Annotated in this window: 20 protein-coding genes; 3 read left to right on the forward strand and 17 right to left on the reverse strand. The window is 42.4% G+C overall.

Annotated elements, in window-relative coordinates:
* Window positions 1-39: 39 nt before the first annotated feature.
* The 14 genes from SM123_RS00410 to ruvB all read right to left on the reverse strand — a co-directional run bounded on the left by SM123_RS00410 (window position 40) and on the right by ruvB (window position 13644).
* Window positions 40-1389, reverse strand: coding sequence for an ABC transporter substrate-binding protein (locus tag SM123_RS00410; RefSeq protein ID WP_023920080.1), 1350 nt, complete (start codon window positions 1387-1389; stop codon window positions 40-42).
* A gap of 113 nt (window positions 1390-1502) precedes the next feature.
* The gene (locus tag SM123_RS00415; protein WP_045760113.1) at window positions 1503-1955 is read right to left on the reverse strand and encodes a NanQ anomerase/TabA/YiaL family protein; all 453 of its coding nucleotides are present in this window, start codon (window positions 1953-1955) and stop codon (window positions 1503-1505) included.
* Window positions 1956-2116: 161 nt separating this feature from the next.
* Complete coding sequence (locus tag SM123_RS00420; RefSeq protein ID WP_195529475.1) at window positions 2117-2815, reverse strand: N-acetylmannosamine-6-phosphate 2-epimerase; 699 nt, start codon at window positions 2813-2815, stop codon at window positions 2117-2119.
* Window positions 2816-2985: 170 nt separating this feature from the next.
* Window positions 2986-3372: an ABC transporter permease gene (locus SM123_RS00425; RefSeq protein ID WP_070675936.1), complete on the reverse strand. Its 387-nt coding sequence runs from the start codon at window positions 3370-3372 to the stop codon at window positions 2986-2988.
* 158 nt (window positions 3373-3530) lie between these two features.
* Entirely contained in the window at window positions 3531-4583 is a 1053-nt protein-coding gene (locus SM123_RS00430; RefSeq protein WP_003015314.1) for a zinc-dependent alcohol dehydrogenase family protein, read from the reverse strand.
* A gap of 161 nt (window positions 4584-4744) precedes the next feature.
* Complete coding sequence (locus tag SM123_RS00435; RefSeq protein ID WP_003009394.1) at window positions 4745-5068, reverse strand: hypothetical protein; 324 nt, start codon at window positions 5066-5068, stop codon at window positions 4745-4747.
* Entirely contained in the window at window positions 5068-5373 is a 306-nt protein-coding gene (locus SM123_RS00440) for a hypothetical protein (RefSeq protein WP_201037270.1), read from the reverse strand. The genes SM123_RS00435 and SM123_RS00440 overlap by 1 nt, the downstream gene beginning before the upstream one ends.
* A 13-nt stretch (window positions 5374-5386) precedes the next feature.
* Complete coding sequence (locus SM123_RS00445; RefSeq protein ID WP_320909581.1) at window positions 5387-5944, reverse strand: hypothetical protein; 558 nt, start codon at window positions 5942-5944, stop codon at window positions 5387-5389.
* Window positions 5945-6195: 251 nt separating this feature from the next.
* Window positions 6196-8847 (reverse strand): bifunctional acetaldehyde-CoA/alcohol dehydrogenase, encoded by a 2652-nt coding sequence (gene adhE / locus SM123_RS00450; protein ID WP_320909582.1) that lies wholly within the window; start codon window positions 8845-8847, stop codon window positions 6196-6198.
* 401 nt (window positions 8848-9248) lie between these two features.
* Window positions 9249-11051 carry an acyltransferase family protein gene (locus SM123_RS00455; protein WP_320909583.1) on the reverse strand — a complete coding sequence of 601 codons (1803 nt, stop codon included), beginning with the start codon at window positions 11049-11051 and terminating at the stop codon, window positions 9249-9251.
* A complete protein-coding gene (locus SM123_RS00460) occupies window positions 11041-11445 on the reverse strand; it encodes an MORN repeat-containing protein (protein WP_070586627.1) in 405 nt (134 codons plus the stop codon). Before SM123_RS00460 ends, SM123_RS00455 begins: the two co-directional genes overlap by 11 nt.
* A gap of 28 nt (window positions 11446-11473) precedes the next feature.
* Window positions 11474-11899, reverse strand: a complete 426-nt coding sequence (locus SM123_RS00465) for a low molecular weight protein-tyrosine-phosphatase (protein ID WP_320909584.1) — start codon at window positions 11897-11899, stop codon at window positions 11474-11476.
* A 173-nt stretch (window positions 11900-12072) separates the two neighbouring features.
* Window positions 12073-12639: a nucleotidyltransferase family protein gene (locus tag SM123_RS00470; protein ID WP_118398176.1), complete on the reverse strand. Its 567-nt coding sequence runs from the start codon at window positions 12637-12639 to the stop codon at window positions 12073-12075.
* Between the two features lie 6 nt (window positions 12640-12645).
* On the reverse strand, window positions 12646-13644 hold the full coding sequence (gene ruvB / locus SM123_RS00475) for a Holliday junction branch migration DNA helicase RuvB (RefSeq protein WP_045760104.1): 999 nt from the start codon (window positions 13642-13644) through the stop codon (window positions 12646-12648).
* 227 nt (window positions 13645-13871) lie between these two features.
* Here ruvB and SM123_RS00480 point away from each other — a divergent pair, with 227 nt between their 5' ends.
* The 3 genes from SM123_RS00480 (at window position 13872) to SM123_RS00490 (ending at window position 17034) form a co-directional block, all read left to right on the forward strand.
* On the forward strand, window positions 13872-14594 hold the full coding sequence (locus tag SM123_RS00480) for a hypothetical protein (protein WP_251458491.1): 723 nt from the start codon (window positions 13872-13874) through the stop codon (window positions 14592-14594).
* 15 nt (window positions 14595-14609) lie between these two features.
* A complete protein-coding gene (locus SM123_RS00485; RefSeq protein WP_320909585.1) occupies window positions 14610-15335 on the forward strand; it encodes a hypothetical protein in 726 nt (241 codons plus the stop codon).
* Window positions 15336-15726: 391 nt separating this feature from the next.
* Window positions 15727-17034 (forward strand): hypothetical protein, encoded by a 1308-nt coding sequence (locus SM123_RS00490; RefSeq protein WP_320909586.1) that lies wholly within the window; start codon window positions 15727-15729, stop codon window positions 17032-17034.
* A 479-nt stretch (window positions 17035-17513) separates the two neighbouring features.
* On the opposite strand, the gene SM123_RS00495 is transcribed toward SM123_RS00490, so the two are convergent.
* From SM123_RS00495 to SM123_RS00505, 3 genes are all read right to left on the reverse strand, one after another.
* Window positions 17514-18554 (reverse strand): aldose epimerase family protein, encoded by a 1041-nt coding sequence (locus SM123_RS00495; protein ID WP_320909587.1) that lies wholly within the window; start codon window positions 18552-18554, stop codon window positions 17514-17516.
* 80 nt (window positions 18555-18634) lie between these two features.
* Window positions 18635-19804: an SIS domain-containing protein gene (locus SM123_RS00500; protein ID WP_320909588.1), complete on the reverse strand. Its 1170-nt coding sequence runs from the start codon at window positions 19802-19804 to the stop codon at window positions 18635-18637.
* A gap of 83 nt (window positions 19805-19887) precedes the next feature.
* Window positions 19888-20292, reverse strand: coding sequence for a PTS sugar transporter subunit IIA (locus tag SM123_RS00505; protein WP_150905004.1), 405 nt, complete (start codon window positions 20290-20292; stop codon window positions 19888-19890).
* Window positions 20293-20296 lie beyond the last annotated feature (4 nt).

Genomic DNA, 20296 nt, shown 5'->3' on the forward strand with positions numbered 1-20296 from the left:
CTAAAAACAGAGGCTACATTATTGTAGCCTCTGCTATTATTATTTAACATCAACTGCTACAGTTTCGAATAAATCGTTCAATTGTTTTTCTGCATCCTTAGCAGCCTCCATTGGATCTTTACCATTTGTAATAATATCTTGGAACATTTGTTCAATGATATGTTGGTTTGTTAACATTCCAGCTTGAACACTTGGACCATTTTCATATCCAATAGCTGTACCTTTTTCTGCTGCTTTTGTAATAACTTCTTCTGCATGTTGGAATTTCTTGCGAACGTCATTATCTTTATAGGCTGGATCATCACTAATTCCTTTGATGGCAGGCAACATTCCAACAGGAGTTGAATCTAAGAAGCTAATATAATCTTTCTTTTCATACAAAGATTCTAAGAATGCTTTCGCTACTTCTGGATGTTTGGAATTCTTCCAAACTACCAATGGAATATTAGAAGTTTCAATACCATAATCTTTATCTGATTCTTTTACTTTTGGAATCGGATAGGCGTCAATTGCATCAATCAATTGAGGGCTATTTGCTTGAATACCACCAACATGGAATCCTGAGTTAAAGTCAAAAGCTGTCTTTCCTTGATAGAACAAAGTAGCTTGCTGCAAGACATTAAAGTTCAATGAATCTTTAGGAGAAAATTCCTTATACATCTTCACCCAATATTTAATTCCATCTTGGGCCAGCTTGCTTGTCAAGTTAGCTTTCAAATCTTTTGTCAACAGACTTCCGCCACCGCTTCGTACGTAGAAATTTAAGAAGCGTGTACCCATCAGGTCATTTGTCCCAAAAGGAACAGACAATCCATAAACTCCATTTTCTTTTAATTTTTTTGAAGCTTCATACAACTGGTCCCATGTTTTTGGAACTTCAATATTATATTGTTTCAATAAATCAGTGCGAACCCACATGACTTGAGCATGTGAATACAAAGGAACAGAATAAAAATTGCCATCAACCTTCGCTTCATCTAATGCTGTTTTATTAAATTTATCTTCTCCGATTTTCTTAACGGTATCATTCAACGGAACTAAAGCATCTGAATTTACCATTTCCATAACTTGGTTTGGCAAAGCTGTACTAATATCTGGAACATTGCCATTTGCTAATCCAGTCGTCCATTTTGTATAGAAGTCATTCCATGAAAATGTCTCAATCTTGATTTTAACTTTTGGATGCTTCTTCATGAACTCATCAGCTGATTTTTGAATACTTTCTAACCGAGGCCCCTGAGTAAATGAGTGCCACATTACAATTTCACCAGATAATTCTCCAGTTTTATTACTTCCTTCTGCATCATTTTTTGAAGATGAACATGCAGTGACAAACAATGCGAATAACGCGAGAACCAAAGCGAAAAGAATTTTCTTACTATTTTTCATTGTTTTCCTCTTTCTATTTTTAATACAAAATATGTAATCAGTGCTTTGAAGCCTTAACTTCTCCGAAAAAACTAACTATATCGCTTATCTCCTCCATTTTCTATTTGACATATCTAATCAATCGCAATTTTGAATAGATACTTTCTGACTATTTCTTCCTGACCTGAATAGCCATTTGGTTGGTGAGGTTCACCAGGGAAGAAGACTGCAAAATTATGATAGCCCAAATGAAGTGGATAGAATTTCTCACAATGAACAAAGCCAATATCACTTGCTTCATCAAATGGAATAGCTTCATCTAGGATACGGGAACCGTAGCTAGAAAATTCATGTCCTTCAACTAATAAATGAAGGTCGGCATAACGGCGATGATGTTCAAAGCGATCATTTTCATCTTTGTTAAGGGTGTTTTCTTGGACAACGAGAAAGACCTTGTCACCGTCGATATCATATCTCCCTAGCTCAAAAGAATCTTTCCGGTGTTCATAGAGAAAATCAATCGCTTGATCCAGATTAGGATGAATCCCTTTGTACAATTTTATGTTTATTAAATCATCAAATATCATCTATTTCTCCTTTTACACTAGATTTATGTTGCAGAAAGTTAAGCAAATATGACTTCCTTCTTGAAATCTTCATCGTTATCCTTCACTGAAACATTCTCATTAAATGAATTCGACTACTCTCTATTCGGTCTCCTCCTCCTTCAATCTACTGTTTTGTTTTCTCATTTTAAGGCTGCGACGAAGCGCTCTGTAATCTCTTTTGGTCGGGTAATGGCGCCACCTACGACGATACCGCGAACCCCGAGATCATGGATTTTCTTGGCCTGATCCGGATAGTGGATCTTGCCTTCTGCGATGACATCTACTCCTGCTTGGCAGAGACTATGGATCAGTTCAAAATCTGGACCATCAACCTTTGGACTGTAGTCTGTATAGCCCGAAAGGGTTGTTCCGACAAAGTCCACTCCCGCTTCGACAGCTGTCAATCCTTCTTCCAGAGTCGAAATATCAGCCATCAAGAGTTGGTCTGGATATTTCTCTTTGACTTGATGGATAAAGTCACTCATCGAAAGCCCATCATGACGCGGACGTTTGGTACAATCAAGCGCAATGACCGCGATATCCAAAGCTGCCAACTCATCGACTTCTTTCATAGTAGCTGTGATAAAGGGTTCTTCAGGTGGGTAATCGCGTTTGATAATCCCAATGATCGGTAACTTGGTCACTTCCTTGATTTCCTTGATATCCCGGACACTATTGGCTCGGATTCCGACAGCTCCACCCTGCTCCGCCGCTTTGACTAAGAGAGGAATAACTCCTCCTGCTTCTGTATAGAGCGGTTCATGAGGGAGGGCTTGACAAGAAACAATGATGCCATCTTTGATTTGTTCAATCAGTTCATCTTTTGTAATCTTTGACATAACTCCTTCTCCTTTGATAATAAGGCAACTCGAGTACTTGTAAATTGATTATAATCTATTTTTAAAGCGCTTACAATATTAATCGTGCAATTGGATTATAGTTTCACATTTTAGGGCAAAATAAAAAGATCTCTGAAACTAGTTTCAGAGATCTAGGACATGGTGATTCCTTAGGCCATCTTTTGGGTCGCTTTTTCCTTTACGACAAATACAAAGCCAATAGAGCCAACGACGGCTCCAAGCAAGATCCAATAGACCATATCCGATGAAGCCATTGGGCCTGCCAAGAGACCTGCTAGTAAAAAGAGATTGATATACAGTCGGGTATCGCGATAAAAGGTCCAATTGAAATGGTAGCTACCTTCTGGATACTGCCGTGTCGATACAGACGGTTGAAAGACCTGAAGAAGGATCAAAATCCCAACAAAAGCAAGATAAGCTAGGCTAACTACCGAAAGCGGAGCCTGCATCGTTAAAGCTACAGTCGCTAAAAGCAAGACCAAGATCCAGAAATGGAAGTCCATCCAGAATTCACGATGATAACAAAACCGTTTCATAAGATCACACCTTTCTCTTTATGTAATCGTTTTCTGTACTTCTATTATAAGACAACAAATTTATTTTGCAAGGAATCATTGGCTTTTGGGGGTTGAAAATAGGACCAGAATATCTCTGGTCCGTCTAAAAAAACTATGAACAAATATTAGTTGCCACTTCATTCACTGATATCATTTTCGATAATCACCTTGAGAGCATGGTTTTCACCCGCATGTTTAAAGACATCATAGGCTTTTTCAACTTCTGAGAGTTTGAAGTGGTGGGTGATGAGCTTAGTCGCATCGATCTTGCCTGATTTCAAGACATTGAGTAACATTTCAGTAGTATTGGCATTGACAAGACCGGTGTTGAGGGTAATGTTCTTGATCCACAAATCATCCAAATTGAAGCTAACCGGTTTTCCGTGGACACCGACATTAGCGATGTGTCCACCGACAGAGATGACGTTTTGGCAGACATCAAAGGTCGCAGGATAGCCCACACATTCCATGGAGATATCGACACCACGACCTTCGGTCACTTCATTGATAAAGGCCTTGATTTCAGCGATATCGCTGGAGCAGATGGTGTGAGTTGCTCCAAATTTCTTAGCCGCTTCAAGACGAGATTCAGACAAGTCCACCATGATAATCGTAGCTGGTGAGAAGAACTGCACAGTCAAGAGAGCTGCAAGACCGATCGGACCAGCTCCAACGATACAGACATTGTCCCCAGGTTTTACATGAGATGGGAGGACCCCGATTTCATAAGAGGTTGGGAGAATATCTGAGAGCATGACCAAGGCTTCGTCATCCACAGTTTCAGGCGCATGATAAAGACTACCATCCGCATGTGGAATGTGGACATACTCTGCTTGGGTTCCGTTGATCAAGTGACCCAAAATCCAACCACCATCTTCACAGTGAGAAGGCAAACTACGTTTACAGTAGTAGCAGGTATTACAAGCTGTGACACAAGAGATGATGACCTTGTCGCCTACCTTGAAGTTATTCACTGCATCGCCGACTTCTTCGACGATCCCGATTCCTTCGTGGCCTAAAATCGTGCCTTCTTTACAAGCTGGCACATCTCCTCCTAGGATGTGAAGGTCTGTCCCACAGATGGTTGTCTTCAAGACACGCACAATGGCATCCGTTGGATTTTTGATCACTGGTTTTGGTTGATCCAGCAGTTGCAGATTGCCTGCAGATACATAAGTTGCAGCTTTCATAAGCGACTCCTTTTTTGTTGGTTTGATAAAACCATTTTATTTTCGTTTCTTTGTGAATATTATAACATATTAAGTAAGCGCTTGCAAGAATTTATGAGCACATTTTTAAAAGTTTTTTGGGCAAACAAAAACATTCCTCTTATCTCTACCAGAGGAATGTTTCAATCACCTTGTTCTAATTGTTGACGCTGCTTGTAGTACTCTTGCTGCTCGCGCTCACGCTCTTCTTCTAAACGCTCTTCATAGCGCTTGAGCTCTGCCTCAAACTCTTCTTGCAAGGCAAATAAACGCTCTAAGCCACTTTGAGCCTCCGCACTTGGGGCTTGAAAATGCAGGGCACTTAGCCAGTCTACTAAATTTTCTGTATGTTGGCGGACATCCATACGCATATCCGCATAATCCCACTCCAACTCGCTCAGTTTTTGATTGAAGCGGTAATGTCGATCTTCTAGTTGTTCTAATTCACTATTTCCTGAATGGTACATCACATACCTCCTTTAATCGGACTCAATAAAATCGGCTTCTTCACTGATTTCAGTGCTGTTTCTACCGCGTCCGCTGCTCCTCCTGTAAATCCATCTTTCAAATCACTAACTAGGGTCGTTGTAGCAAAAGAGCGCATCTTTTCGGATTGACCGCCCAAGCTTACCTGCAAACTCATCGCTTCCAACATCATCAAGGCTTTTTGCGTTGCAATCAAACTTCTGATCGCAATCCGCTCTTGCTCCTTTTTAATCTCTCGATGGAGCTCCTCAATTCGTTCTCTGTCCTCTCCCAGGATCTCTAACATCTTTTTCTCCTACTTATGAAAAATCAAAGGCCGTCGCTTGTCCCTTGTCCAAGTCCACCAATTGAGCTGATGCAGCCTCCAGCTGACCTGCCAAATCTGACAAGCGAGTGGAGTAGGCCTTTGCTTGGGCGAGGTTTTCCGCCTCTACTGCTTGGTCCCAACAAGTATCCATGGAGAACTCTCCTAATAGTTGCTCCACTTCTGCATCTGTTAAAAATTGGGCCATGCTGTGGGCCATTTGTGACACCTCAGCGACCTTATGAGAAACCGTCTCCTTGGCCTCTTCCAGCTTATCCTTAACTTCTGCCTCAAAGACAGTTGCTTGCGCTGAAGCATTCTGCGCTACCGCCAGCACCAATTCCTCTCGCAATTGGATGGTCTGGGTTCCAGACGCGCCTGCCAGTTGCTGATGGAGGCTAGAAATGCTTGGCCTTTCCTGCCCATACATGGAGACCACTGAAGCAGATGATGGCTGATTTTCTGAAGTGGAAGTTTCCCGATCTCGTTGGGGCATTTCAATAATTTTCTGTGCCTGATCTTGTCTTCCTTGCACGTCACCTTCTAACTCCATTTGAGATGGCCTCCTTTCTTGGATTTATTTTTTCGTTTCCTATAACTGAAAAAGGATCATAACCCTTCAGCTACAGGCAGATTCACACACTATAGGGTAACATAAAATAGCTCGGAATGCTATAAAAATAACACAATTTCTGAAAAAAAGTCTAATTTTTTATGAAAAAACGAGTTTTGGACCCAAATAGCAAAAATCCCCCGCTCTTTCGAGTGGGGGTAGCTGATAAACATCAGTTGTTCCTTGGCGTCTTATTTACGACGTCCTGGACGTTCCTTGTAACCATAGTAAGCATCTTCGATGATTTCTTGCATATGGTCTACCATTGGAAGACGTGGGTTAGCTGGTGAACATTGATCTTCATAAGCAAGGAAGGCCAATTCACGAGAATGTTTCTTCCATTCTTTTTCATCGATGCCTTGTGCTTTGAAGTTCATTTCGATACCACAGCGTTCACCGAGTTCGTATACAGCTTTTGCGTAAGCTTCAACGGCTTCTTCTGGAGTAGAGCATGGAAGTCCTAGCATACGAGCGATATCTTGGTATTTTTCATCTGCACGGTAGTAGTTGTACTTAGGCCATGTAGCTGTCTTGGCTGGGCGTGTACCGTTGTAGCGGATAACGTATGGAAGCAAGATGGCATTGGTCCGTCCGTGGATGGTGTGGAATTGCGCACCGATCTTGTGGGCCATTGAGTGAGAAATACCGAGGAAGGCATTGGCGAAGGCCATACCTGCGATGGTTGACGCATTGTGCATCTTTTCGCGTGAATGGAAGTCCGCATTCTTGACTGAGCTTTCCAAGTTTTCAAAGACAAGTTTAATAGCTTGAAGAGCAAGACCATCTGTGAAATCGCTAGCCATTTGTGATACGTAAGCTTCTGTCGCGTGCGTCAAGACGTCCATACCAGTGTCTGCTGCAACAGATCCTGGAACTGTCAATACCAAGGCAGGGTCTACGATGGCAACTGTTGGAGTCAATGAGTAGTCTGCGATTGGGTATTTACGATTGTTGGCTTTATCAGAGATAATGGCAAATGGAGTTACTTCAGATCCTGTACCAGATGTTGTTGGGATCGCAATAAATTTAGTCTTCTTACCAAGCAATGGGAACTTGAAGGCACGTTTACGGATATCCATGAATTTTTGTACCAAGTCACGGAAGTCCACTTCTGGTTGTTCGTAGAAGAGCCACATTACTTTGGCCGCATCCATTGGTGATCCACCACCGAGAGCAATGATCGTATCTGGTTTGAAGGCACGCATGATCTCTGTACCACGTTCAACAGTTGTGATATCTGGATCTGGTTCTACGTCTGCAAAGATTTGGTAAACCACCTTGTTGCGACGAAGGTCAAGCTGTTCGATGATACGATCAAGGAAACCAAGCTCTACCATAGCGTGGTCTGTAACGATCATGACACGTTCAACGTCACGACATTTTTGTAGGTATTCAATTGAATCACGTTCAAAGTATGTTTTTGAAGGAAGTTTCATCCATTGCATGTTATTTCTCCGGCGTCCGACTTTTTTGATATTCAAGAGGTTGATGGCACTAACGTTGTCCCCAACAGAGTTGCGTCCGTAAGAACCACATCCAAGTGTCAATGATGGCAAGAAGGCATTGTAAACATCCCCGATACCACCGAAAGTCGAAGGAGAGTTGCAGATCACACGAATGGCTTTAACTGCTTTACCAAATTCTTTGGTCAATTCTTCGTCTGCTGTATGGATGGCAGCTGAGTGACCAAGACCGTTGAATTCAACCATTTGGCGTGCTTTGTTAATTCCGTCTTCACGGCTTTCAGATTTCAAGACAGCGATGACTGGTGACAATTTTTCACGAGTCAACGGTTCTTTTTCGCCAACTTCTTTACATTCTGCCGCAAGGATATTGGTTCCTTCTGGTACAGAGAAGCCAGCTTGTTCAGCGATCCATGCTGCTGGTTTCCCAACGATGTCCGCATTCAATTTCGCACCTGCACAGTTCTTGCTATTGGCTTTTACGCCGAAGCAGAACTCTTCAAGAAGGGCTTTTTCTTTTTTGTTAACAAAGTAAGTGTGGTAAGATTTGAATTCTTCAACAAACTCATCGTAGATTTCTTTATCGATGATGACCGCTTGTTCAGATGCACAGACCATTCCGTTGTCAAATGACTTAGACATAACGATATCGTGGGCTGCTTGGCGGATATTGGCTGATTTTTCAACATAAGCTGGAACGTTTCCGGCACCTACCCCAAGAGCTGGTTTCCCACATGAGTAGGCCGCTTTCACCATGGCGTTACCACCGGTCGCAAGGATCGTTGCAACTCCATCATGGTTCATAAGGGCGCTGGTTGCTTCCATAGATGGTTGCGTAATCCATTGCACACAGTTTTCAGGAGCTCCTGCTTTAATTGCTGCATCGCGTACGATTTGTGCCGCATGAGCAGATGATTCTTGAGCAGATGGGTGGAAGGCAAAGACGATAGGGTTCCGTGTCTTCAAGGAAATCAAAGCTTTAAAGATTGCTGTTGAAGTTGGGTTTGTTGTAGGAGTGATCCCGCAAACAACTCCGACTGGCTCAGCAATAAGAGTTAAACCAGTGACGTCATCTTCTGAAATGACACCAACTGTCTTGGTGTGACGCATGTTGTTTACAACGTGCTCACAAGCGAACAAGTTCTTCGTCGCCTTGTCTTCAAAGACCCCACGACCAGTTTCTTCATATGCATGAAGAGCGAGCTCACCGTGTGCGTCAAGAGCCGCTACAGATGCTTTCGCCACAATATAGTCCACTTGTTCCTGATTCAATTTGCGCATTTCTTCAAGCGCCACCAGCGCTTTTTGCACCAACTCGTCTACGTGTTTTTCAGCAGCGAGTTTCTTTTCTTCAGGTGAGAGAGTTTTTTTATCAGCCATTTGATGCTTTCCTCCAATGTTTGAAACCCTTATCCTTTTCTAGAACTTTTTCATGTTTTCGGAAATTTTCAAGAATAGTGTAAGGAATTTCGGTTTGTTAATTATTTCACAATATAATTGTACTCTATTTTGAGATTTTTGTAAACACTTCCAAGCAACTTTCACAAAGATTTTTTTGAAATTTGTGAAAGTTTTATCAATTTAATTGCTGTAAAAGCAATTCTTTAGCAAAATTGTGAAAAAATAATTAAAAAATTTTTTCTTCACAAAGTGAAGTTTTCAATCAATTTTTGTAAGCGTTTTCTTAATCTTACTAAAAAAAGCAACCTTTTACAAGTAAAAAGTTGCTTTTTGTTCTCTTTTGTTAGCATTTGTTTTATTGTAATTTCAAAGAAGTCTCTCTACTTCTTAACTGGACCTTTTTCTGCTTTATCAAGGGCTTCCTTAACCGTTTGGGCATAGAGTTCCCCACCATTGGTTTCCATATTGAAGTGGACAGAGTCTGTTCCAACCCAAATGTTTGGATTTTCCACGGCTACTTGATACCAGTCCGCAATGGTGATGAAATCGTATTTCTTGGCTAGTTCTAACTCATAAAGACGAGTTTGAACCGATTCGCTGGACTGATCGTTGGCATAGCGACCATCATATGGTGTCACAAGGATCAAGCGACGGCCTTTTGGAAGTTTTTCAACATACTGATCCAGCAACTCTTTGTAGTTGCTCACGGTATTGGTTCCTAGGGCAATGACCACATTTTTTAGGAGAACTTTATTGGAGATATCGGTCTCAAAGACCTTCATTCCATTTTCCAGCTGACGGCTCACCACCGCATCGATCTGGATGCCAGGGATCGCTTTAATCAGGTAATCCTGCGCCCGCAAGTTAACGGAGTCACCGATCATGGTCACACCATTTGAGACGTTATAGTCTGTTGCAGTCGCATTGTCCACCTGCGTCCGCGTAACCTGCATTTTGCTATCTGCTTGATTGAGCCCACTCACCACCAAACTCTCATCAAAAGCTCCAACGGTTGGTGCAAAGGCGGAGATTCCAATCATCAAGAGAGCCAGAGGAATCATGAGGTAAAAGATCGGCTTGGTCAAAAAACTGAGATCCATCTTCATGCCGAAGACACGAGGTTCCTTGCCTGCAATAGTTGGCTCCAAAATATAGAAGGACAGAGCCGTTAGAATCAAGGAAACGATCGTCGTCACAAGGGCTGCCATCATATTTCCCAAATGTTGAGAGAAGATGATAAAGAAAGGCCAGTGGAAAAGATAGACACCATAACTAGTATCTGCCAAGAAATTGAGAATGGCTGGTTCTTTTTTATCTGGCGTCTTTTCATGGAGAATGCGGGCCGACAGAATCATGGCACAAGCTGCGATTGTCGCTGCTAAAAAGCCAAACAGATAGGTCCACAAGCTATCAAATGGCAAGAAAAGACTGAGCACAAACAAGAAGGCAAAGCTTCCACCCAAGACCGATAAGGTCTTTTTCATGCTCCAAGACTGCACCAACTTTGTAAAGTTCGGGCTGACATTAGCAATCCCTGTTACCGTTGCTAGACATGATCCCGCAAAGAAGGGGAAGATGTGAGTGAAGCTAGAAAAATAGATAGTGGAGAAATTAGCTGTCAGAAAGGCGCGGATGAACATAGACAAGAAGGTGAAGAGAAAGAGTCCGCTGGACGCCAGGAAGAGCATGCCTCGGTATTTCCCAACTGTCTTAGCCCGCTTAGCCAAGAACCATGCCAAAAGTGCCCAGAGCACATAGTAATGCACTTCTAGAGCCAAACTCCAGGTATGAAGGAAGAGATGTGGAATGAAGTTACTTTCGTAACTACCACCCGTTGCCATCTCAAAGAAATTGGTCACAAAACCGAAGACCGCCGCAATCTGAGTCCCAATACCAGCCACGTAGTCCCGTTGGACCATAAAGGTAAAGGGCATCACGACCAAGACCATAAAGACAAGGGGTGGTACGATCCGGTAAAAGCGCCGTTTCAAGAATGCCAGGTAGTCGATTCCTTGCTTGCGCGCAAATTCATCGATCAAGAGCGCTGTAATCAAAAATCCTGAGAAGGTGAAGAAAATATCTACCCCAATAAAGCCTCCAGGAAAGGCTTTTTGGAAGAAATGGTAAAGCAATACCAATAAGAGTCCTGTAACACGGACTAGTGAAAACCATTTAATGCGCATTTTGATAAATCCCCTGCTTGAATGTTCCTTTGTATACGACGTTGGCTTCTGTGGTTAAGGTGCCTTTGCCCTCCGGCTGGCCATTAACAAACTGCCCTTCATAGGTCCAGCCATCCTTGGACTTAAACTTACCATAGCCACTAAAAGAGCCGTTGACGAGGTTACCTGTATAGGTATCCCCATTTTTAAAGGTGACGGTTCCCTTGCCATTCATCTTGCCACGGACCAAACTTCCGTCGTAACGGATCGCCCCCTTGTCCAAGGTCAAGACGCCCTGACCTGGAATGGCTGAAAGGAAAACCAGCAAAGCAGATAGAATAATCACGACTAATGCTGCTATTTCTAAATTTTTTCGCGTCAGATAGACCTTATAGGTCTCATAAAATTCTTTCATATTCTGTATTCTCTCACATATCAAACTCTTAAAAAGTTGCTAACTGATCTAACCAAGCCTTACAGCCACTCAGGACTCTGGAATAGGTCTCCTCAAAATCACCGGTATACCACGGATCTGGCACACTTTCAGCAGCAAAAAGATGAATCTTGTATTCTGTTCCTGCAGGAGCCATTCGCTTCAGATCTGCTACATTGTTTTCGTCCATCCCTAGGATCAAATCAAAGTTGTAAAAATCCTCTTCCTTGATCTGTAAGGAAGTCTTAGCCGGATTATACGGGACCTGGTGTTGTTGAAAGATTTTCTGGGTTCCCCGATGGATGGGATTGCCGTGTTCCCAGCTAGAGGTGGCCCGACTTTCAATCTCATACTGATCCGTCAAGTCCTTCATGACAAACTCCGCCATGGGGCTCCGACAAATATTTCCTAAGCAGACAAAGACGATTTTTTTCATGATTCCACCTAACTCCTTGTTCGGACTGCCCAACCTAGCTGAGCTCTTGGCTTTCCACTATGGAAAACCAGCATACTATTACTATTATAACAAAAATGTGACAGAAAGATGACAAAGTGGCTCCATCATTTTAAAGAAAAATCAGATTCCTTTTTCAAATCTGATCTGTTTTTCTATTTTGGAAAACGAACCTCTAATGGAGGCCATTTACTCTGCCAATCCTTCTTTTTCATCCGCTCTGTATAAACCGCTAAACGCTCTGGGCTGGCTAAAAAATGTGGAGTCGGCTGAACGATGAAGTCTTCGATATCCTTTGTCCCATAAGGGAGAAAGAGCTCTAGCTGACCATCTTTCCTTAGGCGAACTGCAAGTGCCGTACACTGCTCGGGGTATTTGGAAACCGCATCACAGGCACTGCGATATGGAGCTGTCCCCGGGCTATGCTGGTGCATGTAGACTTGATTTTTCACTTCCCAAGCGTACTGGGGATAGGTCTTCTTTAATTCCTGCTCGATCTGCAGAGTCTCCTCATAACTGATCGCAGGGTCATAAAAGACCAGATCCATATCGGTTGTCGCGTCAAACCCTGGTTTTCCAGAGAGCTGGTTCCAGATGAAATTGCGCACCGCGCCCGCCGCTAACCAGGCATCTGCCAAGTTGAGATCCCGAATGATAGCCAAAACAGTCATCATCTCCGGATCCGCTTGGATTTGTTCTACTATTGCTTCTTCCGTCAGCATCTTCTTCTAGTCTCCATTGTAGGGATAACCCAGGTGTTCATAAGCCTTGCGAGTCGCCACGCGCCCTGTCCGGGTCCGCATGATAAAGCCTTTTTGAATCAAGTAAGGCTCATACATATCTTCTACGGTCTCGCGCTCTTCGGCAATATTGACCGATAGAGTCCCAAGCCCGACCGGGCCACCGCCGTACATCTCAATCATGGTGCGCAGGATCTTTTGATCGACATAGTCCAGTCCTTCATGGTCCACATCCAGCATAGAGAGGGCCTTGTCTGTAATGGTGTCGTCAATCAAGCCGTCGCCCATAATCTGAGCAAAATCGCGCACCCGCTTCAGCAAACGGTTGGCAATCCGAGGGGTCCCCCGACTACGAAGAGAAAGCTCTTCGGCAGCTTCGTGGGTAATCTCCATCTCAAAGATTTCGGCGGTCCGCTCGACAATCTCTGTCAAATCATCTTGCTCATAGTATTCCATGTGTCCGGTAATCCCAAAGCGAGCGCGCAAGGGATTGGACAGCATACCAGCTCGAGTCGTGGCCCCAATCAAAGTGAAAGGAGGAAGGTCCAGATGAACACTCCGGCTGGTCTCGCCAGCACCAATCATGATATCGATGTAAAAATCTTCCATGGCGCTGTAAAGCACTTCTTCGACTGACATAGGCAGACGGTGGATTTCATCGATAAAGAGGACATCGCCCGGCTCTAGATCATTGAGGATAGCTACCAAGTCACCAGCCTTTTCAATGACAGGACCAGAAGTCTGCTTGAGATTGACACCCAGTTCATTGGCAATGACAAAGGCCATGGTGGTTTTCCCCAGTCCCGGAGGGCCAAAAAGAAGGACATGATCCAGCGCTTCATCCCGAAGCTTAGCTGCCTCGATAAAGATTTTCAGCTGGTCCTTGACCTTATCTTGACCGATATATTCATGTAAATATTGCGGGCGCAACGTCCGTTCAACGGCCTCTTCATCGCCCATGATTTCATTGTCTAAAATTCTACTCATACAGTCTATTATAGCAAAAAATGATACCTTCGGTACCATAAATAGAATGTGTTTTTTAAAGATCCTGGTTCTCACTAGCGTTCGTTAGAATAAGTTGAACAGTTGCCCTCATCGCCAACCTTTCTTTTTATTATACAGTCCCTTCTTCATCTATCGCTCACCATTTCACTTTATAATTATTTCCTTTAATGATAAAATTAAAGCAACAACGTTTAGGAGGTAAATTTATGTTTACTAAAACAAAGAAGATCCTTTTCGGTTTCTTGGCATTCTTTGCAGTGCTCCTTATTGCGGGATGTCAGTCTTCTCCATCGCAGTCTTCTAAAACAAATAAGTCTTCTCAAACAGATAAATCTCCTCAAACAATAAAAGCACCACAAGATCTTACAAAGGATCAACAAGGAACTTGGAAATGGACTGACCAACAAATGACCATTCAAAAAGTATTCCTAGCTTCTAATATCAAAAAACTTGCCGCTGTACTAATGCTTGATGACTTCGATAAGGTTAAGATGACGATGACCATTAAAGATAAAACCGTTGAATTGAAGTACCATTTTGATTACAGAAAACTGTATGAGGATCAAGCATTTGCAACAGGAGAGAACAAAGCGAATTATGAATCGTATTTAAAAAATAAAACTGCTGAATTTAAGAATTATATTCCAAATTTGAAACATACAAAGATTACTCTTGACGAACCTAATTATGCCTATGATTACTCTCTAACTGGAGAAATCGATACACAGAAACATACTATTACGTTCCCTGAAACACCTACATTTTTAAGTAGAATTGTTATGGGAACCACGTATAATTCACTTGTACCAATTACTTATACTTACACCGTTGAAGGTAACCAACTAACACTTTATGCTGAAGGTAAAGATGAACAAAGTCATTTTAGAGTAATACGTCTTCGTTTCAATTACGTAGAAGACAATCATTAGAAGGAGTGATCAATCATGAACAATATGAAAAAAAGTTCCCTATGGATGTTTTCCCTTCTTGCTCTTCTATTGGTATCAGGATGTGGGCAACAGAAACAACAGCAACAGAAACAACAAACAACCGCTGAGACTACAGCAGTTGCAGAAACTACCACAGTAGCACCGACCCCAGTCTCACTCGAAGGGGACTGGAAAGCTGTAGATTTTAGAGATACAGTGGAACGTACTTTCTTAATTTATTATGGTGATGCTAATAGTCGATTAAAGGTTACTGAAGCCTTCCAAGATATCGTTCCGACTCTAAAAATTACAGGAACAGATGTAACTTATTCTTATAGCGCTGATATGAATAAGTATATTGATTTTTATGCTGAACAGAATAAAGATGAATATCCTACAAAAGAAGAAGCAACTGCCATCCTTCTAGGCGTAAGAGAAAAGAAATTTGGAAGTTTTAAACATCAAACTGGAACGTTTGATAACGATACAAAAGTGTTAACTGCAACGTTAAATGATGGGGTTTTAAAAGAGAATGCAAAAACGATCGTATTCCCTGAAGTTCCAAACATCTTTGGAGTTCTACCACTTTATATAAATTCTACAGACGTACCAATTACTTATCACTACGAATTGAATGGTGACATCCTTACAATTTACGCTGAAAAAACATTCGAAGAAACAGGAGCACATCTCGTTTATCCAATGAAATTCAAGAAAGTTTCAGATCCTAAAACTAATTAAATAGCTCACTGAGAGTGGGACAGAAATCGGTAATTCGTTAGAATTCGATTTCGTCGTCCCACCTCCGCACAGTTGAGTAGGGCTGTAAAAGCTGATGAAATCAGCGTAGTAGAGCCCACTCAACCACTGCGTCTTGCTCGACAATCCAAAAATAATTGAGAGGCTAGGACTTTTGTCCCAGCCTCTTTTGTGTGCAAAAAAATAATTTAGGAAGCCTTGAGAATCTCATCTATTGGGGACTCTGCTACATACAATTTTCCCGTTTCTTATGTTGAATAATCGGTCAAGTTACAAAACAAAATTGCGATTCGTTTGAAAGCCCTTGCAAAACAATTGTGTTGCACGTATAATATAAGCGTAATACAATCATCTATTTTAAGGAGGTCTAGCGATGATTAGACGTTATAAAAAATTATTTTTAGCATTCGTTGCTCTGCTCTCAGTCTTCCTACTAGCTTCTTGTTCTCAAAAACAAAGTGGCTCTAAAAATGCTGCTAAAACAGAAACAGCAAAAGTCGAAACGATTGATGGCGAATGGGAATTAGTCGATACTCTCGATGCTTTAACGGAATCCATCGGTGCCTATACCCTCCATGGAATCCACTTTGCACACTTGCTTGAATCTGTTAAAGACTTCAAAATGGACATGAAGATTGAAAACAATACGGCAACCATTAAATACGACTATAACATTGATAACTTTATTAAAGCTTTCTCCACTGTCACAACAGAAGCTAGAGGCAAGACTGAAGAAGAATTCAAAAAAATCATGTATGACTCTCATGAAGGATTTGCAGGCGACTTTAAGAAATACAAAGTCAGCATGAATAAAGATACTGGCGTGTTTAGCTACGAAGCAACGGGTTCTATTGATCAAGGTGCCAAAACAATGACCTTTGATGAAGGACTTTCAGTAGCAAACTCATTCTTCTTCTCATTCGGTGAAAATCGCGTTTCGCCAAACACATATCACTACAAATTAAAAGACGACATGCTTTATGTCACGATTGATGGAAAAGCGAAGAAAAATAATCTTCCAGTTCACTATGAACTACACTTCAAACGTAAAGGAAGCACTACTCAAAAAGACCCTGTTCCAATTGAAGGAAAATGGCAAGCCATCGACTTCCGACCAGCTCTTGAACGTAGCTTAGCCTTTAAAGATTTTGACAATGATGATTCGGCTATCAAGCTTATCTATCCTGAGGCATGGAAAGATTTAAAACCAACGTTGAACATTACAGGTACATCTGTTGAATTCGACTATACTGTATCTCTAGCAGATGGTTTTGGAAGGTTCTACGATTACTTAAAACAAAAAGATGCATCTAAAGTGACTCAAACGAAAGAAGAATATATTAAAAATCAATTTAATAAATTATCAGTCAATCTACAGGATGGCGCTAAAGACTTGCCCAATACAACTTATGAATTTGATAGAGGTAATGCTAAAATTCATTCTGTATTGAAGAACGGTAAATTAGATACAGCAAACCAAACGATTATCTTCCCAGAAGCTATCAATATTGTGCAACTTGCAACCATGTCCATTGGACCTGTCGCTAAAGAAACTACGTATAAATACTCTATTGATGGAGATATTTTAACGTTGACGATTGAGCAACGCGATGGACATAATAATCTAAATACGATTATTTCAGCAAAATTCAAAAAAGTGTCTGATGCAACGAGCAAGTAGTCATTCCACTGCTCCTTGAGAATTTCTCAAGGAGCTTTTTTCTGTGCAAAAAAATAAAGAGCTTACGCCCTATTAAAATACTTCGGTACCTTTGGTTCGGTTAGGAAGGAACGTAGTTTTCGCTCCGCTCAAACTGCATCAATGTACCTAAGCTCACTAACGTTCGCTAAGAAAGAAGGATCGTAGTTCTCGCTCCGCTCAAACTGCATCAATATCTCTAAATTCGGTTGAACTCTCTGAGTTCACCTCATTAAGAGATATAGAAAAGCCACCGGCTTTGGTGGCTCTTATAGGGAGATTATTATGAAAAAGTTTTAGGAGTTTTATCATTCAAAGTTAGGAGGTCTTTGATGATGGTATTAGTATACGATAGGAAGCTTAAAATTTCCTTATAGTTTTTCTAAAAAATTTTTTTTGAGAAAAAGAGGAGGTCTCAAGCAAGGATTTCACATCCTTGTTTGGCCACTCCCCTTTCCTTCTTATTTCTTAGCGATGGCATGGTAGCTAGTCTTGCTGGTGAAGACTTGACCTGCTCTCAAGATGACCTTTTCAGCTTGGTCACTGTGAATGGCATCTGGCACTGTTTGGAATTCTAGAGCCAAGCCATTGTGCTGAACCATTGGTTGCCCTTGCAGATGAACTGTTTTGTCTACGAAATTGGCTGAATATACCACCAAGGCTGGGGCTTCTGACTTGAAGGTCAAAAAACGTCCAGATGGCTGATGGTAAAGAAAACCAGCATTTTCATGCCCTTCTGGAAGAGCGAATGTATGGTCTAATCCTTCTACCAGGCGGATTTGCGGATCAGAGTCCTTAAAAAGATCCTCCAAGAGCATGGCTTGGTAGAGATGCTGAACAACCGGACTTTCTCTATCCACGGTCTGAAGAGGAACACCGTCTGGATGGATAGGGTAAAGCCCTTGATGGTTGATCTGAAAGACATGGTCATTGATCGGCTGGGTGAAGTTCCCAGATAGGTTGAAATAGCTGTGGTTGGTCGGGTTGACCAAGGTATCTTGATCCGTTTCTACCCGATAGGCAATCTCAAGTTCACCATCTTCCGTCAAACCATAGGTTACCCAGATTTTGAGATTTCCAGGGAAACCGCCGGTACCATCTGCACGCTCTGTATACAGAGTGATTTCCTGATCCGTTACCGACTCAACGCTAAACAAGGCACTGTCCCAGCCCGTTGGTCCACTGTGGTTGCAGTTAGCACCGTTATTAGCTTCCAAATGATAGGTCTCTCCATTGAGTTCAAAACTTGCCCCTGCAATCCGGCCTGCTACCGGGCCAATACTAGCCCCATATTTAGGGCTATTGCCCACATAGTCCTCAAAGCGATCAAAGCCTAGAATAATGTTCGTAAACTGATCTTCTTTATCAGGTGTCACATATTCTAAAATCGTCGCCCCATAGGTCATAACAGATAATTGGTAGCCCTTGTCATTTTCGAGGCGATAAGCCCGAACCTCTTGATTCTGCCATTCTCCAAACACGCTTTCTTGATACTGTTTCAAAACCTTCTCCTCTCACTGTTTTTCTCCATTGTATCAGTTTCACAAGAAGAAACACTCCACTTTTTATAGAAAATTAGTGGCTATTCTTTATGAAATGGATGAATGATCACCCCTTGCACAACCCGATTGACAGTACCAGTCGGTGAAGGTGTGTCTGGGCGATTTTGCACCTTGAGTGAGGTCAAGAGAGAAATCAATTGACCGTAGATAATATAAGGGAAGGCACGGTAGATATCTAGTGAGTCTGCAGAAGCGTCTACTAACACTTCCCGTACATGCTCGATCCCTGCAGCTTGGTCAGTCAAGAGGACGACCTGACGGGCAATCTGATCTCCAGCTACTTCTCGAACCAAGTCCAGATCATACTGACGAGTGTAAGGATCAATAGATCCAAAGACCAAGACGAGGGTCTGGTCATTGATGAGGGATTTCGGACCGTGACGGAATCCGACAGGACTCTCATACATGGTTGCGATTTTGCCTGCTGTTAATTCCAAAATCTTGAGTTGGGCTTCATGGGCTAGACCAAAGAAAGGTCCTGCCCCCAGATAGATGACGCGCTCGAAGTCTAGATCGACCACTTCCTTGACCTCACGGTCCTTCTCCAAGATTTGCTCAGACAGATCAACCAGCTCTGCTACTCGGTTTTCCTTGATCTCTTCCTCGCTTGGATCAAAGACCAAGAGAGCTGTCAAAAGCATGGAGGTAAAGCTAGAGGTCATCGCAAAGCCAGCATCGTTGGTTTCTTTTGGTTGGAGAAGCAAGAGATTGCGCTCATCTCCGTGGGCTTGCTGGGCCAGTTTCCCTTCTTCGGCACAGGTAATGGTGATCTGATAGAGCTCATCAACCAAGTCTTGAGCCAACTGCACGGTTGCGACACTTTCTGGCGAATTGCCACTCCGGGCAAAAGATACTAAAACCGTCGGAACCTCTTTTTTCAAATAGGTTTGAGGATGAGCTACGATATCCGTCGTCGCAATGGATTGGAAATTCCAGTGGCGTTCATCGTGCACTTCCTGCAAATATGGAACCAAGGTATCCCCCACATAGGCTGAGGTCCCTGCCCCTGTCAAGATGACCTTGATATAGTCATGCTCTTGCCCAATTTTTTCTAAGAAAGTTTTTATTTCCGCTTTTCTTTCTTGGTACAAGCGAGCCGTTTCTTTCCAAACACTTGGTTGTTGGTAGATCTCACGAGTGGTGATCTCTGCTCCTAGCTCCTGCAAGTCTTCTTTTGTATAGTCTAACATAGAACCTGTTGTTCCTTTCTACAATCTAACGTTGATAAATGGGAAAGGAGCCTGAGATGATTCTCCCAGACTCCCATACCAACCTACTCATCTTCATCATCATCAAGGTTTGACAAGAGGTCATTGACCTTGACAATACTTTCTTTTGCACGTTCAGGGTAGTCCCCTTCATTACCAGTCAGGCTACTATTGATGAATTCGATGACCATCGGAAGATTCATCCCTGCGTATAAGTCAATCGCACGTCCTTCAAGGATCAAGCGGCTCACAGTGTTGCAAGGAGTTCCTCCCAAGAGATCTGCAAATACAATATAGTCTTCTAGACCTTGGACGGTTGCTTCAAATTTAGCAGTAAAGTCTTCTGGTCCTTCTTCTGGTAAGAGTGCAACCGTATGGATGGATTCTTGTGGTCCCATAATCATCTCTGTGCTCGCTTTAAGCTCTTCACAAAAGCGACCATGGCTGACCAATACTAACTGTTTTGCCATACCT

This window comes from Streptococcus sp. S5 (genome assembly GCF_034134805.1).
In the GTDB taxonomy this organism is placed as follows: domain Bacteria; phylum Bacillota; class Bacilli; order Lactobacillales; family Streptococcaceae; genus Streptococcus; species Streptococcus lingualis.

What these genes read in the sequence shown, in the direction of transcription:
- SM123_RS00500 (WP_320909588.1), bottom strand. Translation starts at nt 19,804, where the DNA reads ATGTTAGACTATACAAAAGAAGACTTGCAGGAGCTAGGAGCAGAGATC.
- SM123_RS00440 (WP_201037270.1), bottom strand. Translation starts at nt 5,373, where the DNA reads ATGTTAGAGATCCTGGGAGAGGACAGAGAACGAATTGAGGAGCTCCAT.
- SM123_RS00435 (WP_003009394.1), bottom strand. Translation starts at nt 5,068, where the DNA reads ATGTACCATTCAGGAAATAGTGAATTAGAACAACTAGAAGATCGACAT.
- SM123_RS00425 (WP_070675936.1), bottom strand. Translation starts at nt 3,372, where the DNA reads ATGAAACGGTTTTGTTATCATCGTGAATTCTGGATGGACTTCCATTTC.
- SM123_RS00485 (WP_320909585.1), top strand. Translation starts at nt 14,610, where the DNA reads ATGAACAATATGAAAAAAAGTTCCCTATGGATGTTTTCCCTTCTTGCT.
- adhE (WP_320909582.1), bottom strand. Translation starts at nt 8,847, where the DNA reads ATGGCTGATAAAAAAACTCTCTCACCTGAAGAAAAGAAACTCGCTGCT.
- SM123_RS00455 (WP_320909583.1), bottom strand. Translation starts at nt 11,051, where the DNA reads ATGCGCATTAAATGGTTTTCACTAGTCCGTGTTACAGGACTCTTATTG.
- SM123_RS00410 (WP_023920080.1), bottom strand. Translation starts at nt 1,389, where the DNA reads ATGAAAAATAGTAAGAAAATTCTTTTCGCTTTGGTTCTCGCGTTATTC.
- SM123_RS00460 (WP_070586627.1), bottom strand. Translation starts at nt 11,445, where the DNA reads ATGAAAGAATTTTATGAGACCTATAAGGTCTATCTGACGCGAAAAAAT.
- SM123_RS00415 (WP_045760113.1), bottom strand. Translation starts at nt 1,955, where the DNA reads ATGATATTTGATGATTTAATAAACATAAAATTGTACAAAGGGATTCAT.
- SM123_RS00420 (WP_195529475.1), bottom strand. Translation starts at nt 2,815, where the DNA reads ATGTCAAAGATTACAAAAGATGAACTGATTGAACAAATCAAAGATGGC.
- SM123_RS00470 (WP_118398176.1), bottom strand. Translation starts at nt 12,639, where the DNA reads ATGCTGACGGAAGAAGCAATAGTAGAACAAATCCAAGCGGATCCGGAG.
- SM123_RS00490 (WP_320909586.1), top strand. Translation starts at nt 15,727, where the DNA reads ATGATTAGACGTTATAAAAAATTATTTTTAGCATTCGTTGCTCTGCTC.
- SM123_RS00480 (WP_251458491.1), top strand. Translation starts at nt 13,872, where the DNA reads ATGTTTACTAAAACAAAGAAGATCCTTTTCGGTTTCTTGGCATTCTTT.
- SM123_RS00505 (WP_150905004.1), bottom strand. Translation starts at nt 20,292, where the DNA reads ATGGCAAAACAGTTAGTATTGGTCAGCCATGGTCGCTTTTGTGAAGAG.
- ruvB (WP_045760104.1), bottom strand. Translation starts at nt 13,644, where the DNA reads ATGAGTAGAATTTTAGACAATGAAATCATGGGCGATGAAGAGGCCGTT.
- SM123_RS00430 (WP_003015314.1), bottom strand. Translation starts at nt 4,583, where the DNA reads ATGAAAGCTGCAACTTATGTATCTGCAGGCAATCTGCAACTGCTGGAT.
- SM123_RS00445 (WP_320909581.1), bottom strand. Translation starts at nt 5,944, where the DNA reads ATGGAGTTAGAAGGTGACGTGCAAGGAAGACAAGATCAGGCACAGAAA.
- SM123_RS00465 (WP_320909584.1), bottom strand. Translation starts at nt 11,899, where the DNA reads ATGAAAAAAATCGTCTTTGTCTGCTTAGGAAATATTTGTCGGAGCCCC.